The 16,650-nt window shown below is 41.8% G+C and carries 13 protein-coding genes; all 13 read right to left on the bottom strand.

Translation table 11 applies throughout. The features are described 5' to 3' along the window. Position 1: 1 nt before the first annotated feature. The gene (locus ACEYW6_RS13980; protein ID WP_412980154.1) at positions 2 to 1,204 is read right to left on the bottom strand and encodes a glycosyltransferase family 61 protein; all 1,203 of its coding nucleotides are present in this window, start codon (positions 1,202 to 1,204) and stop codon (positions 2 to 4) included. 93 nt (positions 1,205 to 1,297) lie between these two features. Continuing rightward, positions 1,298 to 2,206 carry a glycosyltransferase gene (locus ACEYW6_RS13975; protein ID WP_412980153.1) on the bottom strand — a complete coding sequence of 303 codons (909 nt, stop codon included), beginning with the start codon at positions 2,204 to 2,206 and terminating at the stop codon, positions 1,298 to 1,300. 24 nt (positions 2,207 to 2,230) lie between these two features. Beyond that, positions 2,231 to 2,923, bottom strand: coding sequence for a class I SAM-dependent methyltransferase (locus ACEYW6_RS13970; protein WP_412980152.1), 693 nt, complete (start codon positions 2,921 to 2,923; stop codon positions 2,231 to 2,233). A gap of 46 nt (positions 2,924 to 2,969) precedes the next feature. Further along, positions 2,970 to 5,249 carry a glycosyltransferase gene (locus tag ACEYW6_RS13965; protein ID WP_412980151.1) on the bottom strand — a complete coding sequence of 760 codons (2,280 nt, stop codon included), beginning with the start codon at positions 5,247 to 5,249 and terminating at the stop codon, positions 2,970 to 2,972. A gap of 336 nt (positions 5,250 to 5,585) precedes the next feature. After that, a complete protein-coding gene (locus tag ACEYW6_RS13960; protein WP_412980150.1) occupies positions 5,586 to 6,551 on the bottom strand; it encodes a hypothetical protein in 966 nt (321 codons plus the stop codon). Positions 6,552 to 6,574: 23 nt separating this feature from the next. Next, on the bottom strand, positions 6,575 to 9,601 hold the full coding sequence (locus ACEYW6_RS13955; RefSeq protein ID WP_412980149.1) for a N,N-dimethylformamidase beta subunit family domain-containing protein: 3,027 nt from the start codon (positions 9,599 to 9,601) through the stop codon (positions 6,575 to 6,577). Between the two features lie 50 nt (positions 9,602 to 9,651). Next, positions 9,652 to 10,893 (bottom strand): DegT/DnrJ/EryC1/StrS family aminotransferase, encoded by a 1,242-nt coding sequence (locus ACEYW6_RS13950; protein ID WP_412980148.1) that lies wholly within the window; start codon positions 10,891 to 10,893, stop codon positions 9,652 to 9,654. Continuing rightward, positions 10,890 to 12,170, bottom strand: coding sequence for a nucleotide sugar dehydrogenase (locus tag ACEYW6_RS13945; protein ID WP_412980147.1), 1,281 nt, complete (start codon positions 12,168 to 12,170; stop codon positions 10,890 to 10,892). Before ACEYW6_RS13945 ends, ACEYW6_RS13950 begins: the two co-directional genes overlap by 4 nt. Further along, on the bottom strand, positions 12,167 to 13,126 hold the full coding sequence (locus ACEYW6_RS13940; RefSeq protein WP_190897537.1) for an NAD-dependent epimerase/dehydratase family protein: 960 nt from the start codon (positions 13,124 to 13,126) through the stop codon (positions 12,167 to 12,169). Before ACEYW6_RS13940 ends, ACEYW6_RS13945 begins: the two co-directional genes overlap by 4 nt. Further along, positions 13,116 to 13,823, bottom strand: coding sequence for an acyltransferase (locus ACEYW6_RS13935; RefSeq protein ID WP_412980146.1), 708 nt, complete (start codon positions 13,821 to 13,823; stop codon positions 13,116 to 13,118). Before ACEYW6_RS13935 ends, ACEYW6_RS13940 begins: the two co-directional genes overlap by 11 nt. Then, positions 13,824 to 14,918 (bottom strand): DegT/DnrJ/EryC1/StrS family aminotransferase, encoded by a 1,095-nt coding sequence (locus ACEYW6_RS13930; RefSeq protein WP_412980145.1) that lies wholly within the window; start codon positions 14,916 to 14,918, stop codon positions 13,824 to 13,826. Further along, the gene (locus tag ACEYW6_RS13925; RefSeq protein WP_412980144.1) at positions 14,915 to 15,943 is read right to left on the bottom strand and encodes a Gfo/Idh/MocA family protein; all 1,029 of its coding nucleotides are present in this window, start codon (positions 15,941 to 15,943) and stop codon (positions 14,915 to 14,917) included. Before ACEYW6_RS13925 ends, ACEYW6_RS13930 begins: the two co-directional genes overlap by 4 nt. 162 nt (positions 15,944 to 16,105) lie before the next feature. Continuing rightward, entirely contained in the window at positions 16,106 to 16,636 is a 531-nt protein-coding gene (locus ACEYW6_RS13920) for an acyltransferase (RefSeq protein ID WP_190897548.1), read from the bottom strand. Positions 16,637 to 16,650: the final 14 nt, after the last annotated feature.

Genomic DNA, 16,650 nt, shown 5'->3' with positions numbered 1-16,650 from the left:
CTTAGTGATAATTAACTTCTGCTATTTTTAACAATTGAGCTAAGGAATCTATATTAATTAATATGTTTTCAGCCATGTAATGAGGATCGCAAAATTTATCTGGCTTTTCTCCATCTCCTATTAAGTAATAATAATCAAGTTGCATATTATTTGAAAGAACCCAATAACAGACATTTATATAATTCGGTGAAAATAACTCAATAACTTTAGTTCCAGGAGAACAGAAAACGAGATTGGATAACCCAGCACCATGAGGAGCCACAATCACAGAAGCAGAGGCTAAAACTGAAGCTTGTTCAGCTACTGACATCTTTTCTAAAAAAATTACTTCAAAGCCGAACTTTTTTAAAAATGGAACTAATTCATCTTCATTTATAACTCGACGAACAGCTGCGCGATCACGACTTATATAAATCAGATTTCCTTTACCTACTTTTTCAATATAATTATTAACTAAAATTTTTATTTTGAGAAAATCACAAGCCCATTTGGGGATATTTCCTGTCTGTCCTGGTAGGGAAGGTACAACTAATTGTTTAGCTTTGATGTGAGGAAATTTACGACTTTCTATAATTTTTTCTTCAGGAATACCTAAAATTTCTAATGTTTCCTTCTGAAAAGAAAGATTTAAGCTATTAACTAAGAACTTGTCTATATGACTGAAATCGATTTCAGCTTGTTTGAGTAAATGAATGCGTGGTAAAACGTCAAACATCCAATGAAAGTATCCTTCGCCTCCAGCAGCTGATAAAACAGCAACAGTTCCATCTACGTAATGTAGATTTGGTAATCTCCAAGATTTGAGTATTGAATGCTCGCTGATATCTCTACCAATTTCCAAAGACAAATCACCCAGTAACTTATCATCTGGGGTTATAACAGTACCATTATGACCCCATACACGGCCTTGTGGTATTACAGTCACAAATGTCTCTGGATATTCATGACTATACTCTATCTCAAATTTCCAGTGAACTTCATCTTTGATGGTTTTCGGAAATTTTCTATGTATTGAACTTGGAGAAGATATGCTAATAAAACTTCCTTGACTTTGTTTGTTGTTTTTTTTAAAATTTAATAGCCAATAATCCTTAGCCTCTTGATAAAAGTCTTTTGGAGGACCTAAAATTTCGGAACTTATTGGTAGCTTGCGAAGCAAATTTATATATGAAAAATATGTAGCTTTGAGAGTTTTTTTTAGCATATTAAAAAATCTAATTTAAAAAACATATTTTGAGAATTTTTTTAACGTTACCGATCCTATCATAAATACTCCTTTATCAATTAAGCTATTTTGCTAATTACCAATCTCTTTCAGAGCTAGTCTTTTACCTTTTTGTGCAGCTTCATGAAAACGAGATATTCTCAAACCATATCTGATACCTAAATACAGCGAATATATCTTTGACGATCGCCAAAAAGATTGAGGTGAAATAGTACCTCGAAAATATGTCAGCATAATTTGTGAGTAAGCTAACCCTTCTACTAAACGCAAGAGATAATCTTCTTTTAAACGGTTAGCAGGTATTAAATGAATCAGCTTGAGTGATGCAAACAGCCCTGTACCTAAACCCATATCACAAGCTGTAAATGCTAAGTCTGAGTCTCCACAAGAGGTAAGCATTTTACCTTTGCGATCCATATTTGCTCGTTGAGGATTGTTACGAACTAACTCGCTGTATTTTTCAGCAACAACCTTGCGAATACAAAGCCCAGCCCCGCATGGGGTTGTTTCATACTGCTCTATTAAATTAGACCAGCGATCGCGCTCAAACTCTCGAATTGCCAAATTTCCTAAATAAGGTTTTGTCCAAGACGGAGGTGTTACTTCAAATTCCGCTTTAATTTGTCCACCCCAAGCACCAATGAATGGAAAATCTTTACTAATTCGCCATGTGGTTTCTAAATAATCTGAATCTAAAACGTTATCATCATCAACAAATACTATTACTCCAGCCGTAGCTTCTCGCATTCCTCTGAGCCTAGCCGCAGTCAATCCCAGTTGTTCTTCTCGAATATGACGAGCTTGGGGATGCCAACTTAGATCAATTTCCGTAGTTAGAGGGCGATCGCTCGCATTATCAACTAACAAAAGTTCCCAAAAATCTTTGGATAAAGTTTGAAATTCAAGTGCTTGTAAAACCCTTTCTAAATAGTTCTTACGAGGATTGTGGGCACAGATAACTATACTGAGAGCTAATTCCATACAATAATGATTTTAGGCTTTGTTTTAAAATGCTGAATGTTCAAATTCTAAACAACCCTTTTCTACTTTACGTAGCCAAAGAAGATTATCGACTTGTCCGCCAAACTTCCAGTTACCGCTAGCCAGAGCTTCACCAATTGTTCTAGCTACACCTTCAAAAGCAATACAATCATGGAATGCAAGAATACCTCCTCCGACAATCCAAGGACTTGCTTTTTCGTAATCATTTTTTGCTCCTTGGTAACTATGATCGCCATCAATAAAAACGAGATTTAAAGAATGCCCGCCAAAATCTGAAGGTCTAAGTTCCTGACTATTCTTTCTGATGGCAGTGATGTGTTGAGCTACTGCTTTAGTATTATTTTTAAATTCATTTAATGTATCTCTTTCACCCTCTGGCATAGTTTGATTTTCCCAAGTATCAACACAAAATAAGTGTCCATTTTTGGGAGAGACAGCAGCAGCAATATAACAACTAGATGCTCCTAAATAAGATCCTATTTCTAAAACTTTTGCAGATTCTCCCAGATCCTTGCTTAAGATGTAGAGCATATTTAGCTCATGAGCAGTCATGTGTGTGTTTATATTGTTTTTAGTTAAACAACCTAGTTTAGTCAGTTCCCTATTAATTGAAGAACTTTGAAAATCAATTAATAATTGTTCTGCTCGCCAAATTAAGTGATGTGATACCTTGTAAGAAAAATCACTAACTTTCATTTTTTAATTTCCTAACCTATATATCTTTTTCAGTTTGAACTAGAAATCAATGTTTTTGTTCAAAAATGGCATAACCATTACGTAAATCAGTATTTTGAGTAAGTACTAAATAATTAGAATCTAAAAGCAATTTTTGATAAATTTTGTAGCTATGAAATGTATTTATATCATCTAGTAACATAAATTTATAGCCAGACAATTCATTTTCTAATTCTTCAATACTTGTGCTGATTTGAGAACCATCGATTAAGATAAGATCAAAAACATTAATATTATTTTCTTCTTTAATTTTCTTAATAATTTTACTTAGTTCTTGAGGTAAATTCTCTAAAGAAAGAGATGAAATATTATAGTATTTGACAAGAGATTCAGCAAGATAACGCTTTTGTAGCTTCTTAAATTGAGGAGTAGAAATATTGACGCAAAAGGCAATTGGCTTGTTTGGGTTCTCTGTAATACCCGTTAAAAGCGCCTCGGTAATAATTTCTCCACTAGATGCTCCTATTACTAAAGCTGTTTTAATATCTTTTTCCTTGACCATTTTGCGGATTGTCTGAAAAAATTCATCAGATTTTATCGTGGAAAATTGGTAAGGAAGGAAATAACCAAATCTAGTTTCTAAACGAGATAAAGGTTGACGTAGTAATGTTTTTAAATTTGATGTTAGCCATTGCTTAAAGTCCATTTTATATGGCGTTAATTTTACCAAATTAGATAATTTTACAAAAGATTTTGTTTGTTTTTTTAATGAGTGAGATTTTAAAGAAGCCGAACCACTCAACAATTTCACGAAATCGAATTGTTGACATGCTGTAAGCATAGTACAGAGGCGATCTAGCCATTCTTGGAAGCTTAGATTAGGCAATTGATGAGCGCTACAGCGGTACTTTAATGGTTCACTGTACGGTAAAGTATCTTTATTTATTAGAGTATTAACGACCCAACGAGTACGCTCAAGTTCAGGATGGCAAAGAGAGGGATACTTATGAGCATAGTCGATGGCATCATTTAATTTTCCTTGACAAAGGAGAGAAATAATCAAATAAGCCCACTCTACAGGATCAGGAGCTAATTCTTTAGATATATCAAGAGTCCATTTAATTGGCTGAGTAATCCAATCGTATGCTGTTGCTGCATTTCCTTTGTAAAGGCTACACAATGCCAATCGTAATTTTGGTTGAGACTGATAATCTACATAATTTAGGCATTTAAGATAGCAAGCTTCTGCTTCATCGTATTTACCTGCCCAGAGTTTTTCATCTCCTTGATGGAAAATCGCTTTATCTAATGCATTAATAATAATAGGTGAATTTTTAATGCCTGACGATATATCTACGATCGCCATTGGTTCAAAAGGATTGTTCTGAACAATTCTTTGATTTGGTTTGAGTTGCTTATGGAGATTAAACCATTGCCAAATTTGATCTCGTTGTTTAAATGTATGCTGTGAATGAACTAGTTCATAGCCTGCATTGATAATTTTTTCTAGTTCATCTTGGTTCTGAAATAAATAATCAAGTTTATCTAATATGTCGTTTTCATCAGCAAAGACGCAGTTTTCCATATCTACAAAACCTGCGGCTTCAACAGTTGGGTTTTTTTCTGTAATTAAACAGCATTTGGCTGCGGGAACCTCCAGAAGTTTGCGAACCAAATCTCTGGCCATTGAACCACATCCTGGTGAAAACCAAGAAGCATTGATTGTCCGAGCATACTGTTCGCCAAACATCATTCTTGATGTTTCTCGAGTTTCTAAATATCCCAGATGCGGGCAAATTAAAGATGGATAATACTTCGATACAATCTTGTTAATTTTTATTCGCCAAGGGTAGAGTAAACTTTGGTTGCCACTGATGATAATCGGTATGTTTTTAGACTCGCCATAGTCTTTAAATATATCAGAATCTATAAAATTTGGCCAGAAAAATAAGTTTTCAACAATTTCTGGAAGATACTCAGTTAAAGAAATAGATATGGAGAAAAATGTTTCGATCCCCCAATTTTCCATATCAGCAAGGAAGGCCGTATGAAATCCACAACAAGCATCTCCGTTATAAAAACCTAGCTTGGGGATTTCTGGATAAGCAGAAGTATTTTGAATATGTCGTTGAGAAGTATATGATGCAATACCACTTTCAAATAAGGTGATGTCTGGTTGATATTTTTCACAGACCTGCTGATAGTCATATTCTTCATTAATAACAATGACTTCAAAAAATTCTCTTAGACATTTAACGTGCTGTTGCTTTAAGGCGCTGTAGAATTTAGCCGATCCTTTATTAACCCATTGAAAAAAAACAAGTTTTGGTTTATGAATGTTATACATAATTTTTTCCTTTATATAGTAACAATAATTTGAATGCTGGATTTTATTCTTTTTATAGAGTCTGATGAAATAGAGGTGAAATAATGGTATTTTTGTAAAAATTTTCGCTTTCAACTAAACGATCGCATGAATTAAAACCTTCATGCGATCGCGTATTGATATTTTGTTTGGACTGCGATCGTGCTGCTAATCGCTTTGCTCATTGGGGTTTTTACTCCTGACCCTGAATTAGTCGACTATATCTCTCCTCAAAACATTGAGAATTCTGCACTTTATCTATTTACCTACATGAGCATGAACAATTGACAGCAGATTATACAAAAGGTCGCTGTAGTACTATAAAAATGCAAACTTTTCAGCTGCAAATTTCCTTACTAGCCCCATCTTGCCAGATTTCACGTCTACCGTATACACAGCAGTGTTTTTTCTATTACCGTCAGCAGCAAGCGCATGCAATTGACCATCAGAAGAAAAGGTTAAATCTTGGAGATCGTAAGAGAGTGGGCGTCCTTCAAAGCTCAGTGGAGTCAATCTCTTAATTTTGACGTTGCCAGTAACTATGGCTTTCTCCTGCAAGTTCATAGAGATTAAAACGGGGAAACCTTCTGAGCCGATTTCAGTTGCGAAAATATTTCCCTTGAGATCTTGGCATAGGTTAGCGAATCGATGGGTAGGCGGCAGTGAGGGTAAGGCCAGTTCGTCACGGGCAAGAGCTTGACCTGTTGTCAAATCGAGCGTCCTAAAGCTAAAAGGCGGGACGCCTTCAGTCCCTACGAGGCACAGAAGTTGATTATTAGGAAGACTGAGCAAACTTTCAACAGTTTGATTCGCTCTCTTGAAGCCTAGTACTTTTTTCGCTCCAAATATGGGGATAGTAAGACTTCCTATACTAGAAATTGAAATTAGATGGTTGAAATGACCATCTTTGGTGCTAGAGACTGTAGAAATTACCAGAGTCCCATTTTTCAGCATTATCGCTTTTGAAATCCGACTATAGTCATTGAGAAAGAAAGCGCGAGGGTTTTTCGGTACAGACAATAGATTTTCAACGGACAGAGATAGCTGATTGACCTTAGAGAGAATTTTTCCCGTTGTTAGGTCAGCAGTACTCAGTTCCACTGGCGGAGTTTGGTTTTCCCAGTTTTGAGTCTTGGATGTACTCAGGAGGTTTACTGCATAAATAATTTTCTGCTTGGTGGCGGTTTCTTGAGCAACTGCCTTACTAGAGATACCAGCAACAACAGTGGAAGTCAAACTGGCAGCTGCGAGCTGGCCAAATTGTCGGCGTTTCAATGATGGCATTACCATACTCCTTGTGGGTTGCTTTAAGGAACAATCAATCCTGGATTTGGTGTCTGTGGTCTAGCGTCCATATCTGCTAGGATGTTGACAGTCATTTGCTTGGCGCGAATATCTTCTCGAGCTGGGCTAACATCGTTACTGTCTAGCCCCCATGCCCACTGAATGTTGCCAGACGCGAAGACTTTAGCGCCACTACTAGCTGTGTAGCGGGCTGAGTGGGATGTATTAAAATCCTGATTAGCAGGGAGAGTTTGTTCTCCAGCCGGTTCGTCGAAAGTTGGCAATAAGAAAGAGGGTTGGACTGGCGACTGGGACAACATCACCAGACCAGCAGGCGCAGACCCATTATCAACGAGAAAATCCCATTCATAGCCGACTAACATAGTCAGCTGATCCCCGTTCTGGAGTCCCGTGTTTGCATAGTAAGGATCGCTGCTGTTGGTAACGACATAATTAAAACCGCCGTAAAGACTTGAGGTGTCGCTACCGTACATTACTCCTAACAAGGCATTTTCCGGTCGCTGGTTTTGGAAGCTGCGGAATTTATTAGTGGCTGCTGACGATCCCTGTTGCTGGGCAACTGGATCTACTGCCCAATCTTGTTTGTAGCAGGCCATTACTCGGTTGGGCTTCACTTGCCCAGCAGCTACAGTAGAATTTTCAAACCTGACTCGCCAATAACAAGTGTTAGCAGAGAAAAATCCCAAATTAATGCCAGCATTGCGGGCAGTCTCGACGTGATCGCGCATTTCTTTAGACCAATACTCGTCGTGCCCTACAGACAAGAATACTTTGTGATTGAGCAATTTTTGTTCGTTGCTGTGAATCTGCATATTGTCGGTATAGGTGACATCGTAACCTTGAGATTCTAGCCAGCGCACCATATTGTATTCCCATCGCAGGGGTGTGTCGGCCTGGTTGTCGGTGATATAGGTTGCTTGGGAGAACGGCCGGTCGTAGGAAACCTTAAAAGCTCGTTGACCGTTAATGCTGTGAGAGTTGTACAGGCTGTAACCTCCCGTCATGCTGTAGCCCAAGACAGTAGAAACGGCACTCTGAAACAGAATATCGGCAGTGCTGCTATCATCGACAACGACAAACCACACATGGGCGATGATGCCTGTTGCCTGGTGGGTCAACTTGGCTACATAAAGACCGCTAGTCCAGTTATTGGCTACTTGGACTACGTAGGAAGTTGTCCAGTTACACTCGATCAAGCGGGTATCAGGGTCTAGGGTACAAGCAGCTTGGGTCGTGCCATTGAGTAAACCGCTACTTGCCATCAGCCTTCCGCCTGTGCCACCGTAGTAGCCCAAGCGATACACGTCGATGCTAAACTGTCCCGCTTGTGCCAGAGAAACCTTAATGTCCAGCGTTCCCCCTTTACTGGCACTGGTCGCTGAGGCATAACCAGCGATCTCGCCATTACCCCGATTGTTAAGCTTCCAATTAGTCGTGCCGGGATTGAGGTTTTCTAAATAGATGGCATTGGGGTTTACCGGGGTTGCTGTAGCCGAAAAAGTGACACTGCCGATGCCTGCCGCCGTGGCGCTGACTACCGTTCCTCCAGGTGCGGTAGGAGCCTGTCCTAGTGTCAAAATTGTACTTGCTTGACCGCTAGCATTAGTGACTACACTGGCAAGCGAGACTGATCCCCCGCCATTGACAACATCAAAATTAACCGTAACTCCTGACTGAGGAATGTTTTGAGCGTTGACGACTCGCACGACTAGGGGGTTGGTCAGAGGTGTGCCTATGGCGCCACTCTGATTGTCTCCACTGACTTTAACCAAGATGCTACCAGCGACAAAGGCAATGTCGCGATAATAGTTAGTATTCCGGAAAGAACTGGTGGGAAAATAATTGGGATTCGAATTATATACCCCATTGTTGCCATCTGCTACTGAGGTCAGGTCGCCATTAACTATGGAGCTGGCCAGTTCATCATAGGTGGCGACGTAATAGGCGTTGATGTTGACAGAGACTACATAAGTCGTATTAGCTTGAATATTTACTGGCGTCTCTAGAAGCTGTTCCTGCCAGCCAGAAGCCGTCTCGTTAGAAAAAGTGACGCTTGCCAACAGAGTTCCCGTTGCCGTCCAGATTTTGCCAATATGAGTTCCTGTCTCGCTAGCGGCTTTCCAAAAACGAATGGTGGCAACCTGTCCACCTCTAGTAGCGCGAAATTTCATGCCTAATTCATAGGCAACGTTATCAGTAGAATTTGGAAAATTGGGTACTTGAGTTGTCAACAGAGTTTGGCTGTTTCCCGAAGGACTGGCATAAGCAGAGAAAGTAACGCTACCTACTTCTTCTGCTGTGACGCTCACTGTATTCATTACAGGACTTGTCGCACCAGGATTAGCTCCAAGCGTTAAAGTGGTACTAGCCTGTCCATTAGTATCAGTTAATACTGTTGTCGGAGAAACTGACCCTCCGCCGCTGGTAACGGCAAAGTTCACCGTCACTCCTGACTGAGGATTGCCAGTACTGTTTTTCACCAGAACAACCAAGGGGTTAGACAAGGGAGTTGCGCCTGCACCAGTCTGATTATCGCCGCTGATTTTTGTAATCGTAGGTAGGGCAACAGCTACAAAGTTGATGTCACGAAAATAGTTGCTATTTCGGTGAGAACCTGTTGGGAAAGATCCTGGACTCCCATTAAATACTCCATTGTTGCCATCTGCGACTGAGCTAAGATCCCCATTGACGATGGGGCTGGCCAGTTCATCATAAGTAGCAACGTAATAAGCATTTATGTTGACAGAAATTGTATAGGTCGTATTCGCTTGAATGTTCAGTGGTGTATCCAGAGCCTGCTCCTGCCAACCAGAAGCCGTCTCGTTAGTAAAAGTGGCGCTTGCTAACAGGGTTCCCGTCGCTGACCAGATATTACCAACATGAGTTCCTGTCTCGCTAGGGGCTTTCCAGAAGCGAACGGCGGTAATTTGTCCGCCTGTTGCACTGCGGAATTTCATGCCTAGTTCGTAGGGAACGCCATCACTGAAATTTCCAATACTCGGTACTTGATTGCTAAAGAGGATAGTCATAGTTATTTCCGATAAAGTTGAATTACTACGGACTATAAAAAGTAACTTCTCTAAACCTGACAAGCCACTTTTAAAACTTCCACCACATAGTCCTGTTCCTGTTCAGTCATCTGATGAAACAGAGGTAGTAGGACTGTATGGTCTTGTGCCTGTTCACTCTCCCAAAGGCGATCGCACTTGCCAATTTCACACTCACAAGCTTTTGACTCAACTCCACACGACCAAGCTTCTGTTTGATAAGCACCTTCACGGTGAGCGCACATAATTCCACGCCGCGTGGCAATGCCAGCATCTAACATTCGCTGCATTACTTGTAGCTGGTCGCATCTCTCTGTAAGCCGTATACAAAAACTCTGCCAGTTACTCTTGGCCCAATTTGGCTCAGTAGGTAACTTTAATCCGGGTACATCTGCGAGTTGTTCTTGGTATCGCTGTGCCAAATAACGCCGACGTTCTACAATTTCTGGCAGCCGTTTGAGTTGTTCTCGCCCGACTGCTGCTTGAATATCAGTCATGCGGTAGTTGTAACCCAGCATGGGGTATGACTCAAATATTACTTGTTTTGCACCGTGGCGTACTGTATCGGGGACGCTCATCCCATGTTGCCGCCAGAGGCGAAACTGTTTGTCCCATTCAGGATTATTTGTCGTCAACATCCCACCGTCACCGGTGGTGATGACTTTCCGGGGATGAAAGGAAAAGCAGGCGATATCGCCATGCGGCTTACCAATTTTCTCCCACTTTCCATCCCAAAGAATTTCACTACCGATGGCACAAGCCGCATCTTCAATTACTGGTAAATTGTAACGGTGGGCAATATCCAAGATGGCTTTGAGGTCGCAAGGCATCCCGATCTGGTGGACAATGAGAATGGCGCGGGTACGTGAAGCAAAGCTATCCCGAAGGGAATCGCTAATCGCATCTTCAATTAACATCGGGTTGATGTTGTGTGTCTGTGGTTCAATATCCACAAACACCGGTATTGCCCCGCAGTAGCGAATACTGTTAGCAGTGGCAATATAAGAATGGCTAACGGTAATCACTCGATCTCCAGGTTGCACGCCTACAGCTAACAGCGCTAGATGCAGTGCTGTGGTGCAATTGGAAACAGCACAAGCATAGTTTCCTCCTACGTAAGTGGCAAACTCTTGCTCAAAGGCTGCGACTTCCGGGCCTTGAGTTACCCAGCCAGACATGATTGCACGGCTGGCTGCTTCAGCTTCCGGTTCACCTATCCAAGGTTTGGCGATCGGGATGTTCTTTACTTGATTGGTCGATCGCTGCTCAGTCATTGCTTGCCCACTCCAACATAAACTAAGCCTGTGCTGCGAATCTTATTTGCATCCCACAAACCACGACCATCGACGATCGCTTTCACCCCTTTACTAGCAAGCTCTTGAAAGTTTAGATCGTAGTAAATCGAGTGAGATGTGTTTAAAATTACGACCTCTGGTAGCTGCGGGTCGGTTAGTTGACAAGGGACAAAACCATGCTCACGTATTTCATCATCACTGTATAAAGGATCGTGTATCCGTACTTGTGCCCCACGTCTTGTCAAATCCTCACGCAGTGGAAATGCCGGAGAGAAAATATGTTCTTTCACCTGCGGACGAAATCCTAATCCTAAAATTAAAGTTGTGCGTCCATGTAGCAATTCCCAGCACGACTCTAGTCGGTCTAAGATGGAAGCAGGTTGAGATTCGTTAAGCAGTCGTGCTTGCTCAGCCAGCACACTGGAAATCCCTCGACGTTGACTATCGCGGATCAAAAAATACGGATAAACAGGCGTGCAATGTCCACCTACTCCAATGCCAGGAAATAGCAGATGTGCTTCTCCATCTGTATTCGCGGCACGGATAACCTCATGAAAATTCATGCCAACTTCGTCTGCATAATGGGCAAGTTCATTGGCAAGAGCAATATTAACATCACGGTAAATCATCCCTGCCAGCTTAACCATCTCAGCAGCTTCCAGCGTGCCGACATTGATTACAGGTGCGCCCAGATATTGCTGATAAAAAGCTTCGGCACAAGCAGCCGCCTGAGAGGTAATACCGCCAACGACCTTTGGTGTTTGCGTCAGGTGCTTGAGTACTAACTGGCTCTTAACCCTTTCCGGCGAAAATACTAAATGAAAATCTTCACCAGCTTTGAGACCACTACTTTCAAGTATCGGCAGTAAGCGGCGCGTACCGCCAATGGGTAAAGTCGTTTCATAGGAGACCATTGCACCAGGCTTAAGTCCTTGAGCAATTTGCCAAGAAACAGACTCAATAATTGATAAATCAGCATCACGCTCTGGTGTCAGTAAAACGGGGACGATGACGACAATCACCTGACTCTCTGCTACAGCAGCCGTAGTATCAGTCGATGCCCGCAAAGTTCCATTTGCCACAGCGTAGCTTAATAACTCTGATACACCTGGTTCATCAATGGGACAAACTCCTTGGTTAATTGCCTCAACGACAACTGTATTCGTATCGCAGGCAATTACTGATGCACCTTGGTTAGCAAACTGACAGGCTAATGGTAAACCCATCTTGCCTGCACCAATGACGGTAACTTTCATGATAGTTTCTCTTGTTGATCCTTGAACCATTCAAATGTTTGATGCAATCCTGTTTCCAGATCGACCTTGGGTTTGTATCCTAGTAAATTTTGAGCCTTCTCGATCGAAGGAATACGCGCTTTAACTTCCGAGCGTTTGACATCTTGATATTCAATAGTGGCTCCTGGTATAATTCGAGCCATTTGTTGTGCTAATCCTAAAGTGGTTGCTACTGCCGATGGATTGCCAATGTTTAACGCCTGCCCAGCAGTATTGGGTGTCTTGATAATCATTTCTACTGCATCGACCAGATCTGATATGTAGCACCAGGCGCGTATGGCAGAGCCATCCCCGTAAACCTTCATCGGTTCACCGTTTAAAATTGCACGGCAAAAGTTACTGATTGCACCTTCACCTACTTGTCTTGGACCGTAAATGTTAAATGGTCTAACAGTTGTGCAGTCGAAGCCAAATGTTTCAGCATATCGCAAGCTAAAATTCTCTCCGGCCAGTTTACTGGTAGCATAAACCCAGCGCTTATCTGATACAGACCCAATTACGTATGGCGATTCTTCATTCACCCATAGGGCATCAGAGCCATAGATTTCACTGGTGGAAAAGTGAACAAACTTTTTGATGTTTTGTTTTGCTGCTGCTTCCAGCACGTTAGCAGTGCCAAGAATATTGATCCGCAGTGTTTGTAGTGATTCCTGATAATAACTTGATACACCAGCAATAGCAGCAAGATGAATTACGGTATCTACACCATCTAGTGCTTCACGAATCGAATCAGGATCGAGTACATCGCCTGATATAACTTTGATATTTGGATGTTCTTTGAGTGAAGGAGCAAAGGAGAGAGAGTCTCGGCGAAAACTATCGAAGAGAACAACCTCAGTATATTTAATCAAACGTTCGGCTAAATGTGTGCCGATAAAGCCTGCGCCACCCGTAATTAATACTCGACTATTTTGCATTTTCTGTATTCTCCGATGGTTCGTATCCTTCTCGCCAGCGTAAAAACCGAGCCGGAACACCAGCTACAATGGCATAAGCTGGTACATCCTTAGTGACAACTGCTCCAGCACCGACAATACTGTGTTTACCGATTGTCACCCCAGGAAGGATGACCGCATTCATCCCAATATCGGCTCCTGTTTCCACTTTTACCGATTTAATTTCTAGGTCTGTTTTAATAATTGGCAGATCAATGGGCAATCCAGTGTGGCTAGAACCCAAGACTTTTGCACCTGGCCCCCAGCCTACGTAATCTTCAAGAATTAAATCGCGGGCATCAAAGTAACTCTGTGGACCAATCCAAACGTGATTTCCAATTACACACCTACCATCGAATCTTCCCTGAATATAGCTTTGGGAACCAATGAACACGCCATTGCCAATTTCAAAGGTTTCTAGATGCTTGAAACCGACACCATTACTTATACGAACGCCGTGTCCGAATTGACTTGCTACTGCACGCCAAATCACTCGCCGCATTAAGGCATCAAAATTTCCATCGCCGATCGCAAAGCGGGCATATAATTCGATTAATCCGTGATTACCATATTGATGGCGTAAATGTTCTGCCAGTCCCACTTCATAATCTGGGTCTAGCGTCAACTCTTGGGAACCATGTACAGCTTTGACTATCCGACTTTGAACTAGCTCAGACATTTAAACACTCTCACACACCGCAGCACTAACAATTTCGATCTGCTCTGAAGAAAGTTCTGCAAACATTGGTAACGAAAGTACTTCATTGGCTACCAATTCTGCACAAGGAAAATCACCAACTTGATATCCTAAATCTGCATAGGCTGGCTGCAAGTGTACAGGAATGGGATAATGAATTCCTGTCTGAATTAAGCGCTGCTGTAGTTTCTGTTGTAGTGCATCCCGATGGTTAGTACGCACTACGTAAACGTGGTAAACATGATGACTATAGGACATCACAGTGGGTGTTGTAATGCCTGAGTTGGCCAAGAGGCGATCGTATAGTGCTGCATGTGTCCTGCGTGATTGGGTCCAAGCATCTAAATAGCGCAACTTAACCCGCAAAATTCCACCCTGGATGCCATCCATGCGGTAGTTATAACCCTTAAGAACATGGTGATATCTTTGTTCTTGTCCCCAGTCGCGTAACATCTTGATGGTATGGGCATATTCAGGATTATTAGTGACTATTGCGCCACCCTCGCCGTATGCCCCTAAATTCTTGCCTGGGTAAAAACTAAAACATCCCATATCCCCAATACTGCCTACCCGTTGTCCTTTGTATTCTGCGCGATGAGCTTGGGCAGCGTCTTCAATCACCGTCAAACCATGACGCCGAGCAATTTCGATGATCGCGTTCATGTCTGCGGGTTGACCGTATAAATGTACTGGTAAAATAGCTTTAGTTTTTGCGGTGATCGCTTGTTCTATTTTGCTGACATCAATGGTGTAGGAAACCGGGTCAATGTCTACAAATACGGCTGTCGCACCAGTATAAACAATAGCTGCAACGGTAGCAACAAAAGTAAAAGGTGTAGTAATTACTTCGTCGCCGGGGCCAATACCAGCTGCCAACAGCGCTAGGTGTAAAGCGCTAGTTCCTGTATTTAAGGCTATACTGTAGTCGGCGTTGCAATATTGGGCAAACTCTTGCTCAAAGGCTGCTACCTCACTCCCCAAAATAAATTGGCTACTGTCCAAAACTTTAAGGACAGCAGTATCAATTTCCTCTTTAATGCTCAAGTATTGAGCTTTGAGATCTACAAATGGAATCATGCTACTACCCGTGCTGTATCAATTTCAATTAATCGTCCCTGCTGTTTCATAGACTGAGTAGCAGCTTCTAAAATCCTGACTATCCGCAGTCCTGCTTGCCCATCGGTAATGGGGCGATCGCTTGTTTCAATACACTTCATAAAGTGTAATGCTTCCGTTCGCAGTGCTTCCTTTACTTCCAAATGGGGTGCCCACATATCTCCTGCACGATAACCAATCAGCATTTGGTATAGACTTTCAGTATTGTCATCAACGGTAATTCCTTTATCGTAAATCTTCACCTTCTCACTAGGTTCTAGGTCATCGTAAACAATCATACGTTGGCTACCACCAATCAATGTACGACGGACTTTCACAGGTGCTAACCAGTTAACATGGATGTGAGCAATTAAGTTACCCTCAAAAAACAGAGTCAAATAGGCAATATTTTCTGGTTCCCCAGATACATGACTCATCCCTGTTGCTGAAACAGCGTAAGGTTGTGATGGCAGTATGTAATCCATAATGGAAAGGTCGTGGACTGCCAAATCCCAAATCACATTCACATCGTGCTGAAAAAGTCCCAGGTTGACACGCACTGAATCATAGTAATAAATATCGCCAATTACATTGGTAACTACTAGATCGTGCATTTTGCGTACAGCACCAGTGTAAACAAAGGTATGATCGACCATTAACACTAGGTTGCGTTTTTCTGCCTCTTCAATCAACCGCATTGCTTGTTCGGAGGTAGTTGTCATGGGCTTTTCTACTAGCACATGTTTACCAGCCTGCAATGCAGCCAAAGCCAAATCAAAATGAGTGGATACTGGTGTGACGATCGCTACAGCATCAATCTGGGGATCTGTAAATATGTCTCGACAATCTTGAGTAACTTGAATTGTGGGATAGCGAGCTTGCACTTTTGCCAATAGTTCTGGTTTAAAATCGCTGACTTTTCTTACCTGAACTCCTGGCATTTCGACAAAATTTCTGACTAAATTTGGTCCCCAATAACCATAGCCGATGACGCCGATATTAATCATGTTTCCTGTTGCTTTTAATTAATGAGAATTGATTTTTTATGCACTATGAATGATTGCCACCTTTGAGTGGCAATCATTCATAACTGGATCTAAAAAAGTTTTATCTTTGCAAGATGGGAAAATTCACCAAGCGGTTAACCAATGCACAAAACTTAGAGGATTTCACAAACTGCTAGCTGACATTGGCAAATTTTGGCGATCGCCTACGGCGGGGCGTAGCCCATCGCGCACATCCCCTATGACACGTGCGGGGACTCCAACTACAATTGCATAATCGGGAACATGGTCAGTTACTACTGCTCCAGAACCGACAATGGCTTTTTCACCGATAGTCACCCCAGGTAGGATGGTAGCATTACTACCAATAGATGCACAGCGCTTGACTAAAGTTTTAACTGCATACCAGTCGTCTTCAGTTTTCAAACTACCATCTTCATTGGTGGCGCGGGGATAAAGATCGTTAGTGAACATGACTCCATGACCAATAAACACTTCGTCTTCTAAAACAACGCCATCGCAAAGAAAACTATGTGATGAAATTTTACAACGACTTCCTACTAGGACATTTTTCTGTATTTCTACAAAACTGCCAATTTTAGTGTCATCGCCAATCTTACAACCGTAGAGATTTACCAAATTAGGATGAAAAATTTTGACATTTTTGCCTAACTGGACATCATTATTTATTGGCATAATTTGTATAGTTT

The organism is Nostoc sp. UIC 10607 (assembly GCF_047228265.1).
Classification (GTDB): Bacteria; Cyanobacteriota; Cyanobacteriia; order Cyanobacteriales; family Nostocaceae; genus Nostoc; species Nostoc foliaceum_A.
Note: the sequence above shows the minus strand (reverse complement) of the source record. Positions and strands in the feature narration are given on the sequence as shown.